Origin of the sequence: Streptomyces sp. NPDC059008 (genome assembly GCF_042749045.1) — a bacterium.
In the GTDB taxonomy this organism is placed as follows: Bacteria; Actinomycetota; Actinomycetes; order Streptomycetales; family Streptomycetaceae; genus Streptomyces.
Window position 1 is genome coordinate 20699 of record NZ_JBHYJC010000041.1, and the last position, 14877, is coordinate 35575.

At 73.9% G+C, this 14877-nt stretch carries 14 protein-coding genes; 9 read left to right on the forward strand and 5 right to left on the reverse strand.

The genetic code is table 11. From position 1 onward, the window contains the following. Positions 1 to 27: 27 nt before the first annotated feature. Positions 28 to 2493: a DEAD/DEAH box helicase gene (locus ACFWZH_RS31750; RefSeq protein ID WP_384439065.1), complete on the reverse strand. Its 2466-nt coding sequence runs from the start codon at positions 2491 to 2493 to the stop codon at positions 28 to 30. A 209-nt stretch (positions 2494 to 2702) separates the two neighbouring features. On the opposite strand from ACFWZH_RS31750, the gene ACFWZH_RS31755 reads away from it, so the two are divergent. Further along, entirely contained in the window at positions 2703 to 3440 is a 738-nt protein-coding gene (locus ACFWZH_RS31755) for a ferritin-like fold-containing protein (RefSeq protein ID WP_384439068.1), read from the forward strand. A 31-nt stretch (positions 3441 to 3471) separates the two neighbouring features. Here ACFWZH_RS31755 and ACFWZH_RS31760 read toward each other — a convergent pair whose 3' ends face one another. The 4 genes from ACFWZH_RS31760 to ACFWZH_RS31775 form a co-directional block, all read right to left on the reverse strand. Continuing rightward, complete coding sequence (locus ACFWZH_RS31760) at positions 3472 to 3762, reverse strand: hypothetical protein (protein WP_384439071.1); 291 nt, start codon at positions 3760 to 3762, stop codon at positions 3472 to 3474. Between the two features lie 298 nt (positions 3763 to 4060). After that, complete coding sequence (locus tag ACFWZH_RS31765; RefSeq protein WP_384439074.1) at positions 4061 to 4288, reverse strand: DUF3107 domain-containing protein; 228 nt, start codon at positions 4286 to 4288, stop codon at positions 4061 to 4063. A gap of 140 nt (positions 4289 to 4428) precedes the next feature. Then, entirely contained in the window at positions 4429 to 5070 is a 642-nt protein-coding gene (locus tag ACFWZH_RS31770; protein WP_384439077.1) for a TetR/AcrR family transcriptional regulator, read from the reverse strand. A gap of 148 nt (positions 5071 to 5218) precedes the next feature. Then, entirely contained in the window at positions 5219 to 5437 is a 219-nt protein-coding gene (locus tag ACFWZH_RS31775; RefSeq protein WP_384439080.1) for a hypothetical protein, read from the reverse strand. Positions 5438 to 5621: 184 nt separating this feature from the next. Here ACFWZH_RS31775 and ACFWZH_RS31780 point away from each other — a divergent pair, with 184 nt between their 5' ends. The 8 genes from ACFWZH_RS31780 (at position 5622) to moeZ (ending at position 14799) form a co-directional block, all read left to right on the forward strand. After that, a complete protein-coding gene (locus ACFWZH_RS31780) occupies positions 5622 to 6644 on the forward strand; it encodes an alpha/beta fold hydrolase (protein ID WP_384439083.1) in 1023 nt (340 codons plus the stop codon). A 146-nt stretch (positions 6645 to 6790) separates the two neighbouring features. After that, positions 6791 to 8041, forward strand: a complete 1251-nt coding sequence (locus ACFWZH_RS31785) for a DUF3152 domain-containing protein (RefSeq protein ID WP_384439086.1) — start codon at positions 6791 to 6793, stop codon at positions 8039 to 8041. Positions 8042 to 8271: 230 nt separating this feature from the next. Further along, entirely contained in the window at positions 8272 to 10053 is a 1782-nt protein-coding gene (locus tag ACFWZH_RS31790) for a DUF3492 domain-containing protein (RefSeq protein ID WP_384439089.1), read from the forward strand. A 23-nt stretch (positions 10054 to 10076) separates the two neighbouring features. Beyond that, entirely contained in the window at positions 10077 to 10373 is a 297-nt protein-coding gene (locus ACFWZH_RS31795; protein ID WP_384439092.1) for a hypothetical protein, read from the forward strand. Beyond that, a complete protein-coding gene (locus tag ACFWZH_RS31800) occupies positions 10370 to 11578 on the forward strand; it encodes a hypothetical protein (RefSeq protein ID WP_384439095.1) in 1209 nt (402 codons plus the stop codon). The genes ACFWZH_RS31795 and ACFWZH_RS31800 overlap by 4 nt, the downstream gene beginning before the upstream one ends. 256 nt (positions 11579 to 11834) lie before the next feature. Further along, complete coding sequence (locus ACFWZH_RS31805; RefSeq protein WP_384439098.1) at positions 11835 to 12791, forward strand: NAD-dependent epimerase/dehydratase family protein; 957 nt, start codon at positions 11835 to 11837, stop codon at positions 12789 to 12791. Next, complete coding sequence (locus ACFWZH_RS31810) at positions 12779 to 13546, forward strand: spherulation-specific family 4 protein (RefSeq protein WP_384439100.1); 768 nt, start codon at positions 12779 to 12781, stop codon at positions 13544 to 13546. Before ACFWZH_RS31805 ends, ACFWZH_RS31810 begins: the two co-directional genes overlap by 13 nt. A gap of 74 nt (positions 13547 to 13620) precedes the next feature. Continuing rightward, a complete protein-coding gene (moeZ, locus tag ACFWZH_RS31815) occupies positions 13621 to 14799 on the forward strand; it encodes an adenylyltransferase/sulfurtransferase MoeZ (RefSeq protein ID WP_384439103.1) in 1179 nt (392 codons plus the stop codon). Positions 14800 to 14877: the final 78 nt, after the last annotated feature.

Here is a 14877-nt window from a genome sequence, read left to right on the forward strand (position 1 = left end):
GGCCGGGTCGTCGGGGTGAAGTGAGCGTCAGCTCTCGGTCGTCGCCTCGACGGTGGTCGCCTTGGCACGGGTCCGGCGGCGGACCGGCTTGGCCTCGGCGGTGTCGACCGCGGTCTCGGCGGCGGGCTTGGCGGCGGCGGCCTTGCGGGTGCGCTTGGGCTTGGCCGGTGCCTCGGCGGTGACCTCGGCGGTCTCCACCGCGGCCTCGGCGGCCTTGGCGGCGGCCGTCTTGCGGGTCCGCTTCGGCTTGGCCGGTGCCTCGACGGTGTCGAGTGCGGCGTCGGCGGCGGGCTTGGCGGCGGCGGCCTTGCGGGTGCGCTTGGGCTTGGCCGGTGCCTCGGCGGTGACCTCGGCGGTCTCCACCGCGGCCTCGGCGGCCTTGGCGGCGGCCGTCTTGCGGGTCCGCTTCGGCTTGGCCGGTGCCGCGTCCACCACGACGTCCTCGGTCTGCGCCGCGGCCTCCGTCACCACGGCCGGTGCCGTCTCGGCGGCGGCCTTGGCGGCGCTGCGGGTACGGCGGCGCGGGGCGGCGGGTGCCTCGACGGCCTCCGTCACCACGGTGGCTTCGGCGGCCGAGCGCTGCGCCGCGGCGAGCGCGATCGCCGCGGTCTCGACGGTCTGGAAGGTCTCCGTCTCCACCGGGCGGACGGCACGGGTACGGCGCCGGCGCGGCTTGGCGGGCTCGGCCGGAGCCTCGGTCACCACGGCGGCGGTGCCCACGGCCTCGGTGGCCGGGGCCGGTACGGCCGCCGCCACCGCGGTCTGGCTGCCGCGGGTACGCCGGCGCCGGCGCGGCTGACGCGGTGCCTCGGCGGCCGGGGCGTCCCCGGCGGCCGGCGACCCGGTCTGCTGCGCCTCGGAGCCGGCCGAGTCGTCCAGCGGTGCGCCACCGCGGGTACGGCGGCGCTGACGCGGGGTACGGGTGCGCGGCGGGCGCTCCTCCGTCACGGCGGCGCCGCCCTTGCGGGAGCCGCGGCCGCGGCCGCCGGTCTCGCCCAGGTCCTCGACCTCTTCCGCCGCGAGTCCGGCCCGGGTGCGCTCGGCGCGCGGCAGCACGCCCTTGGTGCCCTGGGGGATGTGCAGCTGCTCGTACAGGTGCGGCGAGGTGGAGTAGGTCTCCTCCGGCTCGTCGAACGGCAGGTCCAGCGCCTTGTTGATCAGCTTCCAGCGCGGGATGTCGTCCCAGTCGACGAGGGTGACCGCGGTGCCCTTGGCGCCCGCCCGGCCGGTGCGGCCGATGCGGTGCAGGTAGGTCTTCTCGTCCTCGGGGGACTGGTAGTTGATGACGTGCGTCACACCCTCGACGTCGATGCCGCGGGCGGCGACGTCGGTGCAGACCAGGACGTCGACCTTGCCGTTGCGGAAGGCGCGCAGCGCCTGCTCGCGGGCGCCCTGGCCGAGGTCGCCGTGCACCGCGCCGGACGCGAAGCCGCGCCGGGAGAGCTGGTCGGCGATGTCGGCGGCGGTCCGCTTCGTACGGCAGAACACCATCGCCAGGCCCCGGCCCTCGGCCTGCAGGATGCGCGCGACCATCTCCGGCTTGTCCATGGAGTGCGCGCGGAAGACGTGCTGGGTGATGTTGGCGACCGTCGCGCCCTCGTCGTCCGGCGCGGTGGCGCGGATGTGCGTGGGCTGCGACATGTAGCGGCGGGCCAGCGAGATGACCTGGCCGGGCATGGTCGCGGAGAACAGCATGGTCTGCCGCTTGGCCGGCAGCAGCTGGATGATCTTCTCGACGTCGGGCAGGAAGCCCAGGTCGAGCATCTCGTCGGCCTCGTCCAGCACGAGGGTGCGCACGTGGGAGAGGTCCAGCTTCTTCTGGCCCGCGAGGTCCAGCAGCCGGCCGGGCGTGCCGACGACGACGTCGACGCCCTTCTTCAGCGCCTCGACCTGCGGCTCGTAGGCACGGCCGCCGTAGATCGCCAGGACCCGGACGTTGCGGACCTTGCCCGCGGTGAGCAGGTCGTTGGTGACCTGCTGGCACAGCTCACGGGTGGGGACGACGACGAGGGCCTGCGGCGCCTCGGTCAGCTGCTCGGGCTGCGAGCGGCCCACCTCGACGTCCACGGGCACCGTGACGCGCTCGATGAGCGGCAGGCCGAAGCCCAGGGTCTTGCCCGTGCCGGTCTTGGCCTGGCCGATGACGTCGTTGCCGGAGAGGGCGACGGGGAGCGTCAGCTCCTGGATGGGAAAGGGGGAGATGATGCCGACGGCCTCCAGGGCCTCGGCCGTCTCGGGGAAAATCCCGAGGTCTCGGAACGTAGACAGAATCTTGCCTCTTCTGTGAGACGCGGCGTGAGGCGGCGAAGGGGGTCGTACCGCTCCGTCGTACGGGTTCGTACGGGTCGGCCTGATGACGGCCGATGGGGCGGGACCACTGCCAACGCTCAGGCACTCCTGCCGCGAGCGGTGTCCCTCCTGCTGTGCGTAATCTCGTACGCGCCGCGGGGGAGGGCGGTCGGTTTGGAGCCGATCGGGCCACCGACCGGGCATCCGCTTCGTGGAACGACCCACCGGTTACCGGCAGGTCCAATACCACTGTACCCCGGATAGCGCGTACCCATCCGAAGGCTTGTATGAGTGAGGAATACATCACGTCGGGGCGCGGCGCTCGTCCGCGGCCCGTGAGACGTTCCCGCGGCCGGGCGGAAGTGGCTGACCAGGGCCTTCCCCCGGCCGCCGGGCGGGCTATTGTGCCGGTCATGGGAACGCCTGACAACGCCGCGGCTGACGCGCAAGAACTCACCGGGATCGCCGCCCAGAACTGGGTGCAGGCATCCGCCGACCCGCAGTACCGGGCCGCCGTGATCGACCTGCTCGGCGCGCTCGCATACGGCGAGCTGTCCGCCTTCGAGCGCCTGGCGGAGGACGCCAAGCTGGCGCCGACGATGGACGACAAGGCCGAGCTGGCCAAGATGGCCTCGGCCGAGTTCCACCACTTCGAGCGGCTGCGGGAGCGGCTCGCGCAGATCGAGGCGGAGCCGAACGAGGCCATGGAGCCGTTCGCCGCCGCACTGGACGAGTTCCACCGCCAGACGGCGCCGTCGGACTGGCTGGAGGGCCTGGTCAAGGCGTACGTCGGCGATTCGATCGCCAGTGACTTCTACCGCGAGGTCGCGGCGCGGCTCGACTCCGACACCCGCGATCTGGTGCTGGCCGTGCTGGACGACACCGGGCACGCGTCCTTCGCCGTCGAGAAGGTGCGTGCGGCCATCGAGGCCGAACCGCGGGTCGGCGGGCGGCTGGCGCTGTGGGCGCGGCGGCTGATGGGCGAGGCGCTCTCGCAGGCGCAGCGGGTCGTCGCGGACCGCGACGCGCTCTCCACGATGCTGGTGGGCGGGGTCGCCGACGGCTTCGACCTGGCCGAGGTGGGCCGGATGTTCTCCCGGATCACCGAGGCGCACACCAAGCGGATGGCGGCGCTGGGGCTCGCGGCCTGACCTCGACCCGCTGACGGCGGCGCCGGGTGGTTCAGGCCGTCCGGTGCCCCTTCAGCGGTGCGGCCGGCCGCCGAAGACGGTGGCGCGGCGGGCGCGCCACGACCGAGAGCAGCGCCGCACCCACGGCGACCGCGGCGACAAGTACCTGTACGGGGTACCCGGGGCCGAGGATCGAGCGGGTCAGCAGGGCGCCGAGCAGCGCCGCCACCGGGCCGGTCGCCAGCGTGAGGGTGCGCGCGGGGAAGCGGTCGGGCAGCCAGTGCACGGCGGACAGGGCGATGGCCAGGCCGATGAGGACGGCTCCGAGCGCTTCCCAGATCATGCTGTTCCCTCCCGCGTGCCGGTGTTCCCGCGCTGGTGGGCGCGGTGCCGATCGGACGAACAAATCGGTCGTAGGCGGTCGTACCCAGGGGGCGGCGGCAGCAACCCTCCCGCCGCGGGTCCCCTGCCTGATCAGCGCAGCCGGGCCGCCCCGAACGGCCTGATCTGCGGAAATCCGGAACCGGGAGCGGGACGAGACCGGACCGGAATGGAAGAAGGGGACGGCGCCCGGGAATCCCCGGGCCACCGCCCCCTTGTTGTCTCTTCGCTCACGGACGCCGCTGCCGGCGCCCCGCCGGTCAGAGCGCGCCGAACCCGACCTTGCGGCCGGCCGGCTCGCCGAGCTCCACATAGGCCAGCCGGTCCGCCGGGACCAGGACCTTGCGGCCGTGTTCGTCCACCAGCTTCAGCAGCTCCGACTTGCCGGCCAGCGCGTCGGACACCGCACGCTCGACCTCCTCGGCAGACTGCCCGCTCTCCAGAACGATCTCGCGGGGCGCGTGCTGCACGCCGATCTTGACCTCCACGGCTTTTGTCCCTCCGACGGTCTGGGGGTCCCCAGCCTCAGCTGGGGGAGGATGCGCGGCAATCCGCGCTGTACCCAGCACACATTAGCCCGGTACGGGGACGCGCAGGACGCCCTGGACCACGCCAGCAGCGAACACGGTCAGTGCGTGTCGCTGCCGTGCAGCGGGAAGCCGGCGATGCCCTTCCAGGCGAGCGAGGTCAGCAGCTGCACCGCGGTGTCCCGCGGAACCTGGCTGCCGGAGGAGAGCCAGTAGCGCGCCACCACCTGGGAGACCCCGCCCAGTCCCACGGCGAGCAGCATCGACTCGTCCTGCGACAGGCCGGTGTCCTCGGCGATCACCGCGCTTATGGCCTCCGCGCACTCCAGGGACACCTTGTCCACCCGCTCGCGCACGGCCGGCTCATTGGTCAGGTCCGATTCGAAGACCAGCCGGAAGGCGCCGCCCGGGTCCTCCACGTAGGCGAAGTAGGCGTCCATCGTCGCCGCCACCCGCTGCTTGTTGTCGGTCGTCGACGCCAGCGCCGAGCGCACCGACTGCAGCAGCGCCTCGCAGTGCTGGTCGAGCAGCGCGAGGTAGAGGTCCAGCTTGCCCGGGAAGTGCTGGTAGAGCACCGGCTTGCTGACGCCCGCCCGCTCGGCGATGTCGTCCATGGCGGCCGCGTGGTAGCCCTGGGCGACGAACACCTCCTGGGCCGCGCCCAGAAGCTGATTGCGCCGGGCTCGGCGTGGCAGGCGTGTGCCCCGCGGGCGCGCCGCCTCGGTCTGCTCGATGGCGCTCACGCTGCCTCCCAGAAGTCGTTCCGTACGCGGTCCGTACAAGGTGGTGCACCGCGCCCGCCATCGTACTTTTGGGTAACCCGGCTGTGCGCGGTCCGGGGTGAGAATTTCTGTCCGGTACGACATCCGCAACCCGACATAACGCCCCAGGTCATCGGTATTCGTCTTCGTTGAGTTCCACCACGCGGGCCTGTTCGGCGCGATCCGCCTCGTTGGCCGCGTCCGGGTCGGCACCGGTCAGCGGCTCGTCGCGGTGCGGAGAGAGGTCGGTGTACTGCTCCGCGGCGTCCGCTTCCGGGGCCTCCACGTCAATTTCGGTGGCGGCTTCCTCGTCCTCGAAAGTGTCCGGGTCTGTCGGGTCGACGCGCATGGTGGCTCCCTTTCTCGCGGACTTCCTCGTGGACTCGCTTGGTCGGCCGATGCCGGGCGTGACAGCAGGGCCTGGGGGCGACTGCCCTTGCCTACGAGCCTAGGAGAGCCGCCGCGGCAGCGCGATGCGGTGTGTGACCGCGAACACACAATCGGGGGCGTGATCGTCTCGTAACATCGATCCCATGTCTTCGACCGAGTCGCCGGACACCGCGACCGCAGCCCTCCCGGTGCCCCCGGCCGGCCCCGGTCGGCGCGGCGCGGCGGAGACGGTGCGCACCGTGACCCTGCCGGGCCTGACGCTGACCCTGCGGGCGCCGGCCGGACGGGACGGTGAGGCGGACGGCTCCGGCGAGGAGGGTGCCGGGCCCGGCCGCGAGCCCGCGCTGTACGTCCACGGCCTCGGCGGCTCCTCGCTGAACTGGTCCGGTCTGATGCCGCTGCTCGCCGACCGGGTCGACGGCGAGGCGATCGACCTGCCCGGCTTCGGGCAGTCGCCGCCGCCGGCCGACGGCAACTACTCCGTCTCCGCGCAGGCGCGGGTGGTCATCCGCCACCTCGACGCGGCCGGGCGCGGCCCCGTACACCTCATCGGCAACTCCATGGGCGGCTCCGTGGCGACCCGCGTGGCGGCGGCGCGGCCGGACCTGGTCCGTACCCTGACGCTGATCTCACCGGCGCTGCCCGAGCTGCGCCCGCAGCTGGCCGCGGTGCCCACGGCGCTGCTCGCCGTCCCCGGCACCGGCCGGCTCTTCGGCCGGCTCACCCGGGACTGGACCCCCGAGCGCCGCACCCGCGAGGTGCTGGCGCTCTGTTACGGCGACCCCGGACGGGTCAGCCCGGAGGGGTTCAACTCCGCGGTCGACGAGTTTGCCCGGCGGCTCGAACTCCCTTACTTCTGGGAGGTGATGGAGCGCTCGGCGCGCGCCGTGGTGAACTCCTACACGCTCGGCGGGCAGCACAATTTGTGGCGTCAGGCAGAGCGCGTGCTCGCCCCGACGCTTCTCGTCTACGGTGGACGCGACCGCCTGGTGTCCTTCCGCATGGCACGGCGGGCGGCCGCGGCGTTCCGCGGTTCGCGACTGCTGACGCTGCCGGAGGCGGGGCATGTGGCGATGATGGAGTACCCGGAGGCGGTCGCACGGGCCGTCCGCGACCTGCTCGACTGTGAAGTGACCGACGTGACCGCCGATGCGGGCAGGAGCTGACACGCCCCGTGGGACGCCATAGCCGCCGTAGCCGGCCGGAGACCGAAGCCCCCTCGCCGGCGGCCGCGCCGCCAGGTAGCGGCCCGACGCGCCCGCCGGGGCCGGGCTCCGGCCGCCGCAGGCGCGAGCCGGTCGAGGGGGACACGGTGCGCGGCGGGCACCCCGAACAGCGCGAGCCGGGCGGCGGCTGGGGCGCGTTCCCCACCGCCCCGGCGTCCCCGATGGCGCCCGGACAGGGCGCGCCCAGGATTCCCCGGCCGCGCGCGGAGATGTCCGGTACGCAGCCGATGGCCTTCCCCGGCGTCGCCGCGGGACCGCGCCGCGAGTATCTGGACGCCTTCGACGGGCAGGACCCCTACGAGGCCGACGACGACGTGTTCCGGGCGGGGGCGCCCAGTGGGCAGCGGGTGCCGCCCGGCGGCCGGTTCACCGGGCGCTCGGTGGTCTTCGAGCGCGAGGGGATCGACGAGCCGGACCGGGGCGCCGCGAGGGGCGCGCAGGGCGCGGATCCGGGCCGCCCGGACGGCCCGGACCCGGACGGGGAGTTCGACGACACCTCCGACGACGCACCCGAGCCGTACGGCGCCAGGAAGGGCGGCAAGGGCCGGACGTTCACCGGCGCCGCGGCCGCGGCGGTGACCACGGTGCTCGCCGTCGTCATCGCGGGCCAGGTCGCCGACCAGCACAAGGAGGGCGGGGACCCGCAGGCCAGCAGCGGCAACGACCGGGTCGACGGCGTCGGCGACGAGGCCTCCCGGTCGCAGACCAGGCCCACCCAGGACGCCAAGCCGGCCAGTTACGACGAGAAGATGACGCAGGTCTTCCCGCTGGCCGCCGATCTGAAGGGCAGCGGCCGGTTCAAGCCGGCCGGCGGCGACGCCAAGGCGCCGGGCGGCGGCAAGGTGCTGCGCTATCGGGTCGACGTCGAGGAGGGACTGCCGCTGGACGGCGCGCTGTTCGCCGAGGCGGTGCACAAGACCCTCAACGACGACCGGAGTTGGGCGCACGGCGGGCAGCGGACCTTCCAGCGGGTGGCGTCCGGCAACGCCGACTTCGTGATCACGCTGGCGAGTCCGGGGACCACCGCGACGTGGTGTGCCAAGTCCGGTCTCGACACCACCGAGGACAACGTCTCCTGCGACTCGGCGGCGACCGACCGCGTCATGATCAACGCCTACCGCTGGGCGCAGGGCGCCAAGACCTACGGGCCCGACAAGATGCTCGCCTACCGCCAGATGCTGATCAACCACGAGGTCGGCCACCGGCTCGGGCACGACCACGAGGCCTGCTCCCGGCAGGGCGCACTGGCCCCGGTGATGATGCAGCAGACGAAGTTCCTGACGACGGACGGCGCGACCTGCCGCCCCAACTCCTGGCCGTTCCCCACCCAGCGCTGAACGGGCCGCGGCCCCACACCCTCGGCGGTGGGCTACGGGCTGTGGCGTAGCGATCACATAGCGCGGCGAAACGCCCTTGTGTGGGGAAAGTTACGTGCTTTCACCCCTTCCGGTGGCGCGACGGACAACCGTCCATCGCGCCACCGGCCCTTTTGCATAACTTCTTCCTGCCAGGTGACGGCCGTGCCGTCGCGCCAGGGTCGTCGATATGGGAGGACGGGGGTGCAGTCGTGCGCATTGGACTGCTCACCGAGGGTGGCTATCCGTATGCGTCCGGTGGATCGCATGCGTGGTGCGACCGGCTCGTGCGGGGGCTCACCGGCCATGACTTCGAGGTCTACGCCCTGAGCACACAGGCGCGGCAGGAGGCGGGGGCGAGACCCGACCTTCCGGAGCACGTACGGCTGGTGCGCGGCGCTCCCCTGTGGGGCGACTTCCCCGCCGAGCACCTCCGGGGCGCGGACGAGCGCCGGGGCCGCGCGCCCGGCCGGCGCGAGCGGCGCCGCTTCGCCGAGCACTTCGGCGATCTGGTGACGGCCTTCGCCACGGCCCCGGCCGGTGATCGGCAAACAGGCCCGGGGGGAACCCCCGACAACTCTCTGACCAGCAAGGCGGACCGTTTCGCCAGTGGTCTCTACGGGCTCGCCGAACGGGCCCGGGAGCACGGCGGACTGCCCGCCCTGCTGCGCTCCGAGGACGCCGTACGCACCCTGGAGGCGGCCTGCCACGGCCCGCGCGCGCTGCCGGCCGTCCACGGCGCACAGGTCAACGACCTGCTGACGGTCGCCGCACAGCTCGAACTCGCGCTGCGCCCGCTGTCACTGGACTGGTACGGCGACCGGGAGACCCCGGGCCTCGACGGGGTGGACCTCTGCCACGCCACCTCCGGCGGCGCGGCCGCCCTCCCCGGGCTGTTGGCTAAACGCTTCTTCGGTACTCCGCTGCTGGTCACCGAGTGCGGCGTACGGCTGCGCGAGCACTACCTCGCACGTGCCGCGGCGCCGCTGAGCGCTCCGGTGCGCGCGCTGCTCGCCGCCTTCCAGGGCGCGCTGGCCGCCGAGACCTACGCCCAGGCCGCCCTGATCACGCCCGGCAACACCCACGCCCGCCGCTGGCAGGAGCACTGCGGCGCCGACCGGGCCCGGCTGCGCACGGTCTACCCGGGCATGGACGCCGCCCCCTTCGCCACGGTGGCCGACGCCGCGGCCGACGACTCCAAGACGCTGGTGTGGGTCGGCGCCGTCGAGCCCGCGAAGGACCTGGTGGCGCTGCTGCACGCGTTCGCCGAGGTCCGCAGGGCCGAGCCGGAGGCGACGCTCCGGATCATCGGCGGGGTGGGCCGCGATCCGCAGGCGCCCGGCTATCTGGCGCAGTGCCGGGCGCTGGCCGCCCAGCTCTTCCCCGACGAGGCCGCCGACGCCCGCACCGTCGGCGAGAACCCGGTCAGCTTCGAGGAGATCGGCAGTCCCGAGGTGCCGAGCCTGGCGGACGCCTATGCCTCCGGCGCGGTGGTGGTGCTCTCCAGCGTCGTCGAGGGCTTTCCGCGTTCCCTGGTGGAGGCGATGTTCTGCGGTCGGGCCACGGTGTCGACCGATGCCGGCGCGGTGTGCGAGGTCATCGGCGGTACCGGCCTGGTCGTTCCGCCGCGCAACCCCCGCGCCCTCGCCGAGGCGTGCCGTGCGCTGCTCGGCGACCCGGACCGCAGGGCCCGGCTGGGCGCGGCGGCGCGGGCGCGGGCGCTCGAACTGTTCACGGTGGAGCAGAACATCGCGGCGTTCCGCGGCATCTACCTGGAGCTGATCTCGCGCGCCCCGGCCCGCCCGGCCGACCATCGCACGCTGGACGCCCAGGGCGTACCGCAGCCCTTCGCCCGCCCCGCCGAGTCCCATGTCCCCGGCCGCTGGGCCGCGACCACCGCCGCCAAGGCGGTCGCGCCGGCCGGCCGTACGCCCAGCTGGGCGGTGCCGGAGGGGAAGCGGCCGGCCGGTGTTCCGGTGATGTCCGAGACATGAGACGGCCGGTGAGACAGCGAGGGATGGGCGATGAGGCAGGCGAGGCGGGCGTGAGGGAGATGGCAGTGGTGACGGGTGTGCTGGACGTGATGTGTGCGATGGGTGTGGTGGGCGTGGCGCTGGTCACCGGCATGGCCGATGTGGCGCACGCCGGCAACCGTGACGGGCTCCGGCGCCGCGGCCGCCCCGGGAGCCCGGCGTACGCGCGGGAACGCACCGCGACGGCCGGCCCCGACCGCCCGCCCCGGGAGCCCGCCGGCCACCCCGGCCCCGAACAGGGTGTCTGTACGCAGGCGCCGGCAAAGGGGGACGGAGCATGACCGCGCCCGAAGGGGGCACCACCCGCGCCCCCGAAACCACGGGGGAGGACCGCCCCGCCACGGGGGAGCGGACCGCCGCCCGGCCCGCACGCCGTGGCCCCGCCGACCCCGTACGCGCCCTGATGCACCGTCATCAGAAGCTGTGCGCACACGCCGTCGACGCGCTGGAGATCGCCGCCGGCCTGGAGGCGCACGGCGTCACCGACCGCACGGCCGCACGCTTCCGGCACCGCGACGTCTTCTCGCTCGCGGAGGAGCTCTACGCCCGGGTGCCGCGCGCGGAGCAGGGCACGCGGGAAGCGGGCGGAGGACGGGGCCGGGGGTGGGGCGGACGCTGCGGCGCCGCACTGCAGCTGCTCCCCGGCGCGGTCTGCGGCGCGACCGTCGCCGCGCTCGCCTCGGTGGGGCAGGCGGCGGGCCCCGCCTCCCGTACGGCCGTCGGCGCGGCCGGTGTCGTCCTGCTGACCCTCGCCGTCCGGCTGGCCGTACGGTCCGGGCCGCTGCGGGCGCGCCACCACGGCGCCGGCTCGCGCACCGCGGGCCTGTGGATCTGCTGGACGGCCGGGTACGCGGTGTTCGGCGACCGGCTGCTCGCGGAGCTGCTGGCCGGCGGCCCCGACCTGCCGTACGCGCATCCACGGCCCGCCGTCGCCACCGCCGTGGCGCTCTCCTTCGCCGTCCTGCCCGCGGCCGGCTGCGCCCACTGGTTCGCGGTGCGCGGGCGGCGCGGCCTGGCCGCCAGCCGCGGCCTGGGGGAACTCGCCGCCCGCACCAGGCCGTTGCTGCTCGCCGCCACGGCGCTCTTCCTGGGCGCGCTGGTGGCGCTGCTCCTGGGCGCGGGGGCGGTCTTCGGGAGCGGCGGGGCTGCGGCGGTGGCCGCGGCGGCCGCGCTGGGCGTGCTGCTCTTCCTCGCCCGGCTGCTCGCCGTCCACGGCTTCCCCGAGGCGGCCGCCGCCGGCCTGGCCTCGGCCGCCGCCCTGGAGGCGCTCGCCCTGGCACTGGTGCTGAGCGCCCGGCTCCCCGGCCTGGCCCCGCTCGTCGTCCCGGTGGAGGCGCTGACCGCCCCCGCGGGACCGGCCGCGGTCCCCGCCGTGGCCTGTACGGCCGCCGCCCTGGGCCTCCTCGTCTACGGGCTGCGGGCGCTCACCGGAGCCTGCGCGCACTCGCCGGGCCCCGCCGGACCGGCAAGGCCACCTGGACCGTGACCGCGCGGACCACCCCCGGTGCCCACCGTCCCGCACCCCCACACGGGCATCCCACCCCCGCACCACCCCCGAAGAGGCACCCCGAAACGGCCTCTTCGGACGCTTCGCCGCGGACCCCTCCCCCCACGTGGCCGCCGCCCCCGGGGCGGAGGCCGTCCCCGCGGCCGAAGCCGACGCACTTCCCTCGATCCGCTTTAGGAGCGCGACACATGAACGTCCAGCCGACCACACGTACCGCGGACCGGGGGGTCGCACGATGAGGGTGCTGCTCATCGGTGCCAACGGCTACCTGGGCCGCTATGTCGCCGACCGCCTGCTCGCCGACCCCGCCGTCCAGCTCACCGCCCTCGGGCGGGGCGACGACGCGGACGTCCGCTTCGACCTCGCCACCGGCAGCCCCGGGGCGCTCACCCGCTTCCTGGACGCGGTGCACCCCGGCGTGGTCGTCAACTGCGCCGGGGCCACCCGTGGCGGCGCCCGAGAGCTGACCCGGCACAACACCGTCGCGGTCGCCACCATCTGCGAATCGCTGCGCCGCAGCGGCTGCGGCGCCCGGCTCGTCCACCTGGGCTGCGCCTCCGAATACGGGCCCTCCCAGCCCGGCTCCTCGACCGCCGAGGACGCGGTGCCGCGCCCCGGAGGGCCGTACGGCGTCAGCAAACTGGCCGCCACCGAACTGGTCCTGGGCTCCGGGCTCGACGCGGTCGTCCTGCGGGTCTTCTCCCCGGTCGGCCCCGGCACCCCGGCCGGCTCGCCACTGGGCCGGCTCGCCGAGGCGATGCGCCGCGCCATGCAGTCCGGGGACAGCGAACTCAAGCTCGGCGGGCTCGGCGTACAGCGGGACTTCGTCGACGTACGGGATGTCGCCCGGGCCGTGCACGCCGCCTCGCTGTCGGCCGCGCAGGGCGTGGTCAACATCGGCACCGGCCGCGCCGTACGGCTGCGCGAGGCCGCCTCCGTGCTCGCCCGGGTCGCCGGCTTCGGCGGTGCGCTGCACGAACTGGACTCCCCGCCGGCCCGGCTGGTCATCCCCGGTCCGGCCGCCGAGCACCCGGCCGGCTCGCCGCCCGCCACCTACCCCTACCCGGACGGCTGCGGCACCTGGCAGCAGGCGGACGTGCGCACCGCCCGCGACCGGCTCGGCTGGCGCCCCCGGATCGTGCTGGAGGAGTCCCTCGCCGACATCTGGATGGAGGCCGCATGTCGCATCTGATCACTCCGGCCGGTGCCACCCGCGCCCCGACCGGGCCCGCCCCGCTCGGCGTCGGCGTGCCGGGCCTGGCCCATCCGCTGCTGGCGCCCACCGAATGGGCCGGGCTGCTGCGCTGCCCCCCGGGGGCGGTGCACTGGACGGTGCTCGATGTCTCCAACGGGCCCGGGACCCGCCCCGACCCGCACTGCCTGCCGGCCGTCGCCCGGCTGCGTGAGACGGGTGTCCGAGTGCTGGGACGTCTGGACGTGCGCCTGGGTACGCGTCCCTTCGCCGAGCTGATCTCCGACGCGCACCGCTACCTGGAGTGGTACCGCACCGACGGCTTCTGGCTGGCGAACTGCCCCGCCGACCGGGCGCTGCTGCCCTCCGTCCGGCGGCTCGCCGGCGCCCTGCGCACCCTGTGCGACGGTGGTCACCTGGTCTTCGGACACGGCACCCACCCCCACCCCGGCTACGCCGAGTCCGCCGACCAGCTCGTCACCTTCGCCGGCCGCTGGGCCGACTACCGCTGGTCGCAGGTGGCCGAGTGGACGGCCGACTACGCTCCGGAGCGGTTCTGCCACCTCGTCCACAGCGCGCCGCGCACGCACCTGGACGAGGCGCTGCGGATCGCCCGCTGGCAGGGAGCGGGCACCGTGTGCGTCACCGACCGCGGGGCCGCCGCGGGGGCCGGCGAGGCCGAGGACGCCTGGGCGTCGCTGCCCGGCTACTGGGACGAAATCGTCTCGCGCATCGGACCGGGTGTCTCGGAATGAACAGGGGCGTGGCAGTGTTACGGGGAGACAAGTCAGTCCCGAGATACCGACCAACCCCCTTGTTGAGGTCATCCGTGTCGCTGCCACCCCTGGTCGAGCCCGCTTCGGAGCTCACCGTCGACGAGGTCCGCAGGTACTCCCGCCACCTGATCATCCCCGATGTGGGGATGGACGGGCAGAAGCGGCTGAAGAACGCCAAGGTGCTGTGTGTCGGCGCCGGCGGCCTGGGCTCGCCCGCGCTGATGTACCTGGCGGCGGCGGGCGTGGGGACGCTCGGCATCGTGGAGTTCGACGAGGTCGACGAGTCGAACCTCCAGCGCCAGATCATCCACAGCCAGTCGGACATCGGCCGCTCCAAGGCCGAGTCCGCGCGCGACAGCGTCAAGGGCATCAACCCGTACGTGAACGTGGTCCTTCACGAGGAGCGGCTCGAAGCCGACAACGTGATGGACATCTTCAGCCAGTACGACCTGATCGTGGACGGCACGGACAACTTCGCCACCCGCTATCTGGTCAACGACGCCTGTGTGCTGCTGAACAAGCCGTACGTATGGGGCTCGATCTACCGCTTCGACGGCCAGGCCTCGGTCTTCTGGTCCGAGCACGGCCCCTGCTACCGCTGCCTGTACCCCGAGCCCCCGCCGCCGGGCATGGTCCCCTCCTGCGCCGAGGGCGGCGTCCTGGGCGTGCTGTGCGCCTCCATCGGCTCCATCCAGGTCAACGAGGCCATCAAGCTGCTCGCCGGCATCGGCGATCCGCTGGTCGGGCGTCTGATGATCTACGACGCACTGGAGATGACCTACCGCCAGGTCAAGGTCCGCAAGGACCCCGACTGCGCGGTCTGCGGGGAGAACCCGACCGTCACCGAGCTCATCGACTACGAGGCGTTCTGCGGCGTGGTCTCCGAGGAGGCCCAGGAAGCGGCGGCCGGCTCGACGATCACTCCTCTGCAGCTCAAGGAGTGGATCGACGCCGACGAGAAGATCGACATCATCGACGTCCGCGAGCCGAACGAGTTCGAGATCGTCGCCATCCCCGGCGCCCGCCTGATCCCGAAGAACGAGTTCCTGATGGGCAACGCCCTCCAGGACCTCCCGCAGGACAAGAAGATCGTCCTGCACTGCAAGACGGGCGTCCGCTCGGCCGAGGTGCTGGCCGTGCTGAAGTCCGCGGGCTTCGCCGACGCGGTGCACGTCGGCGGCGGCGTCATCGGCTGGGTCAACACGGTGGAGCCGGAGAAGCCGGTCTACTAGGCCCCTGCTGCCACACGTCGAGGCGCCGGTCCGTGCGGTACGGACCGGCGCCTTCGTGGTGCGCGGGGGCTCGTCGCC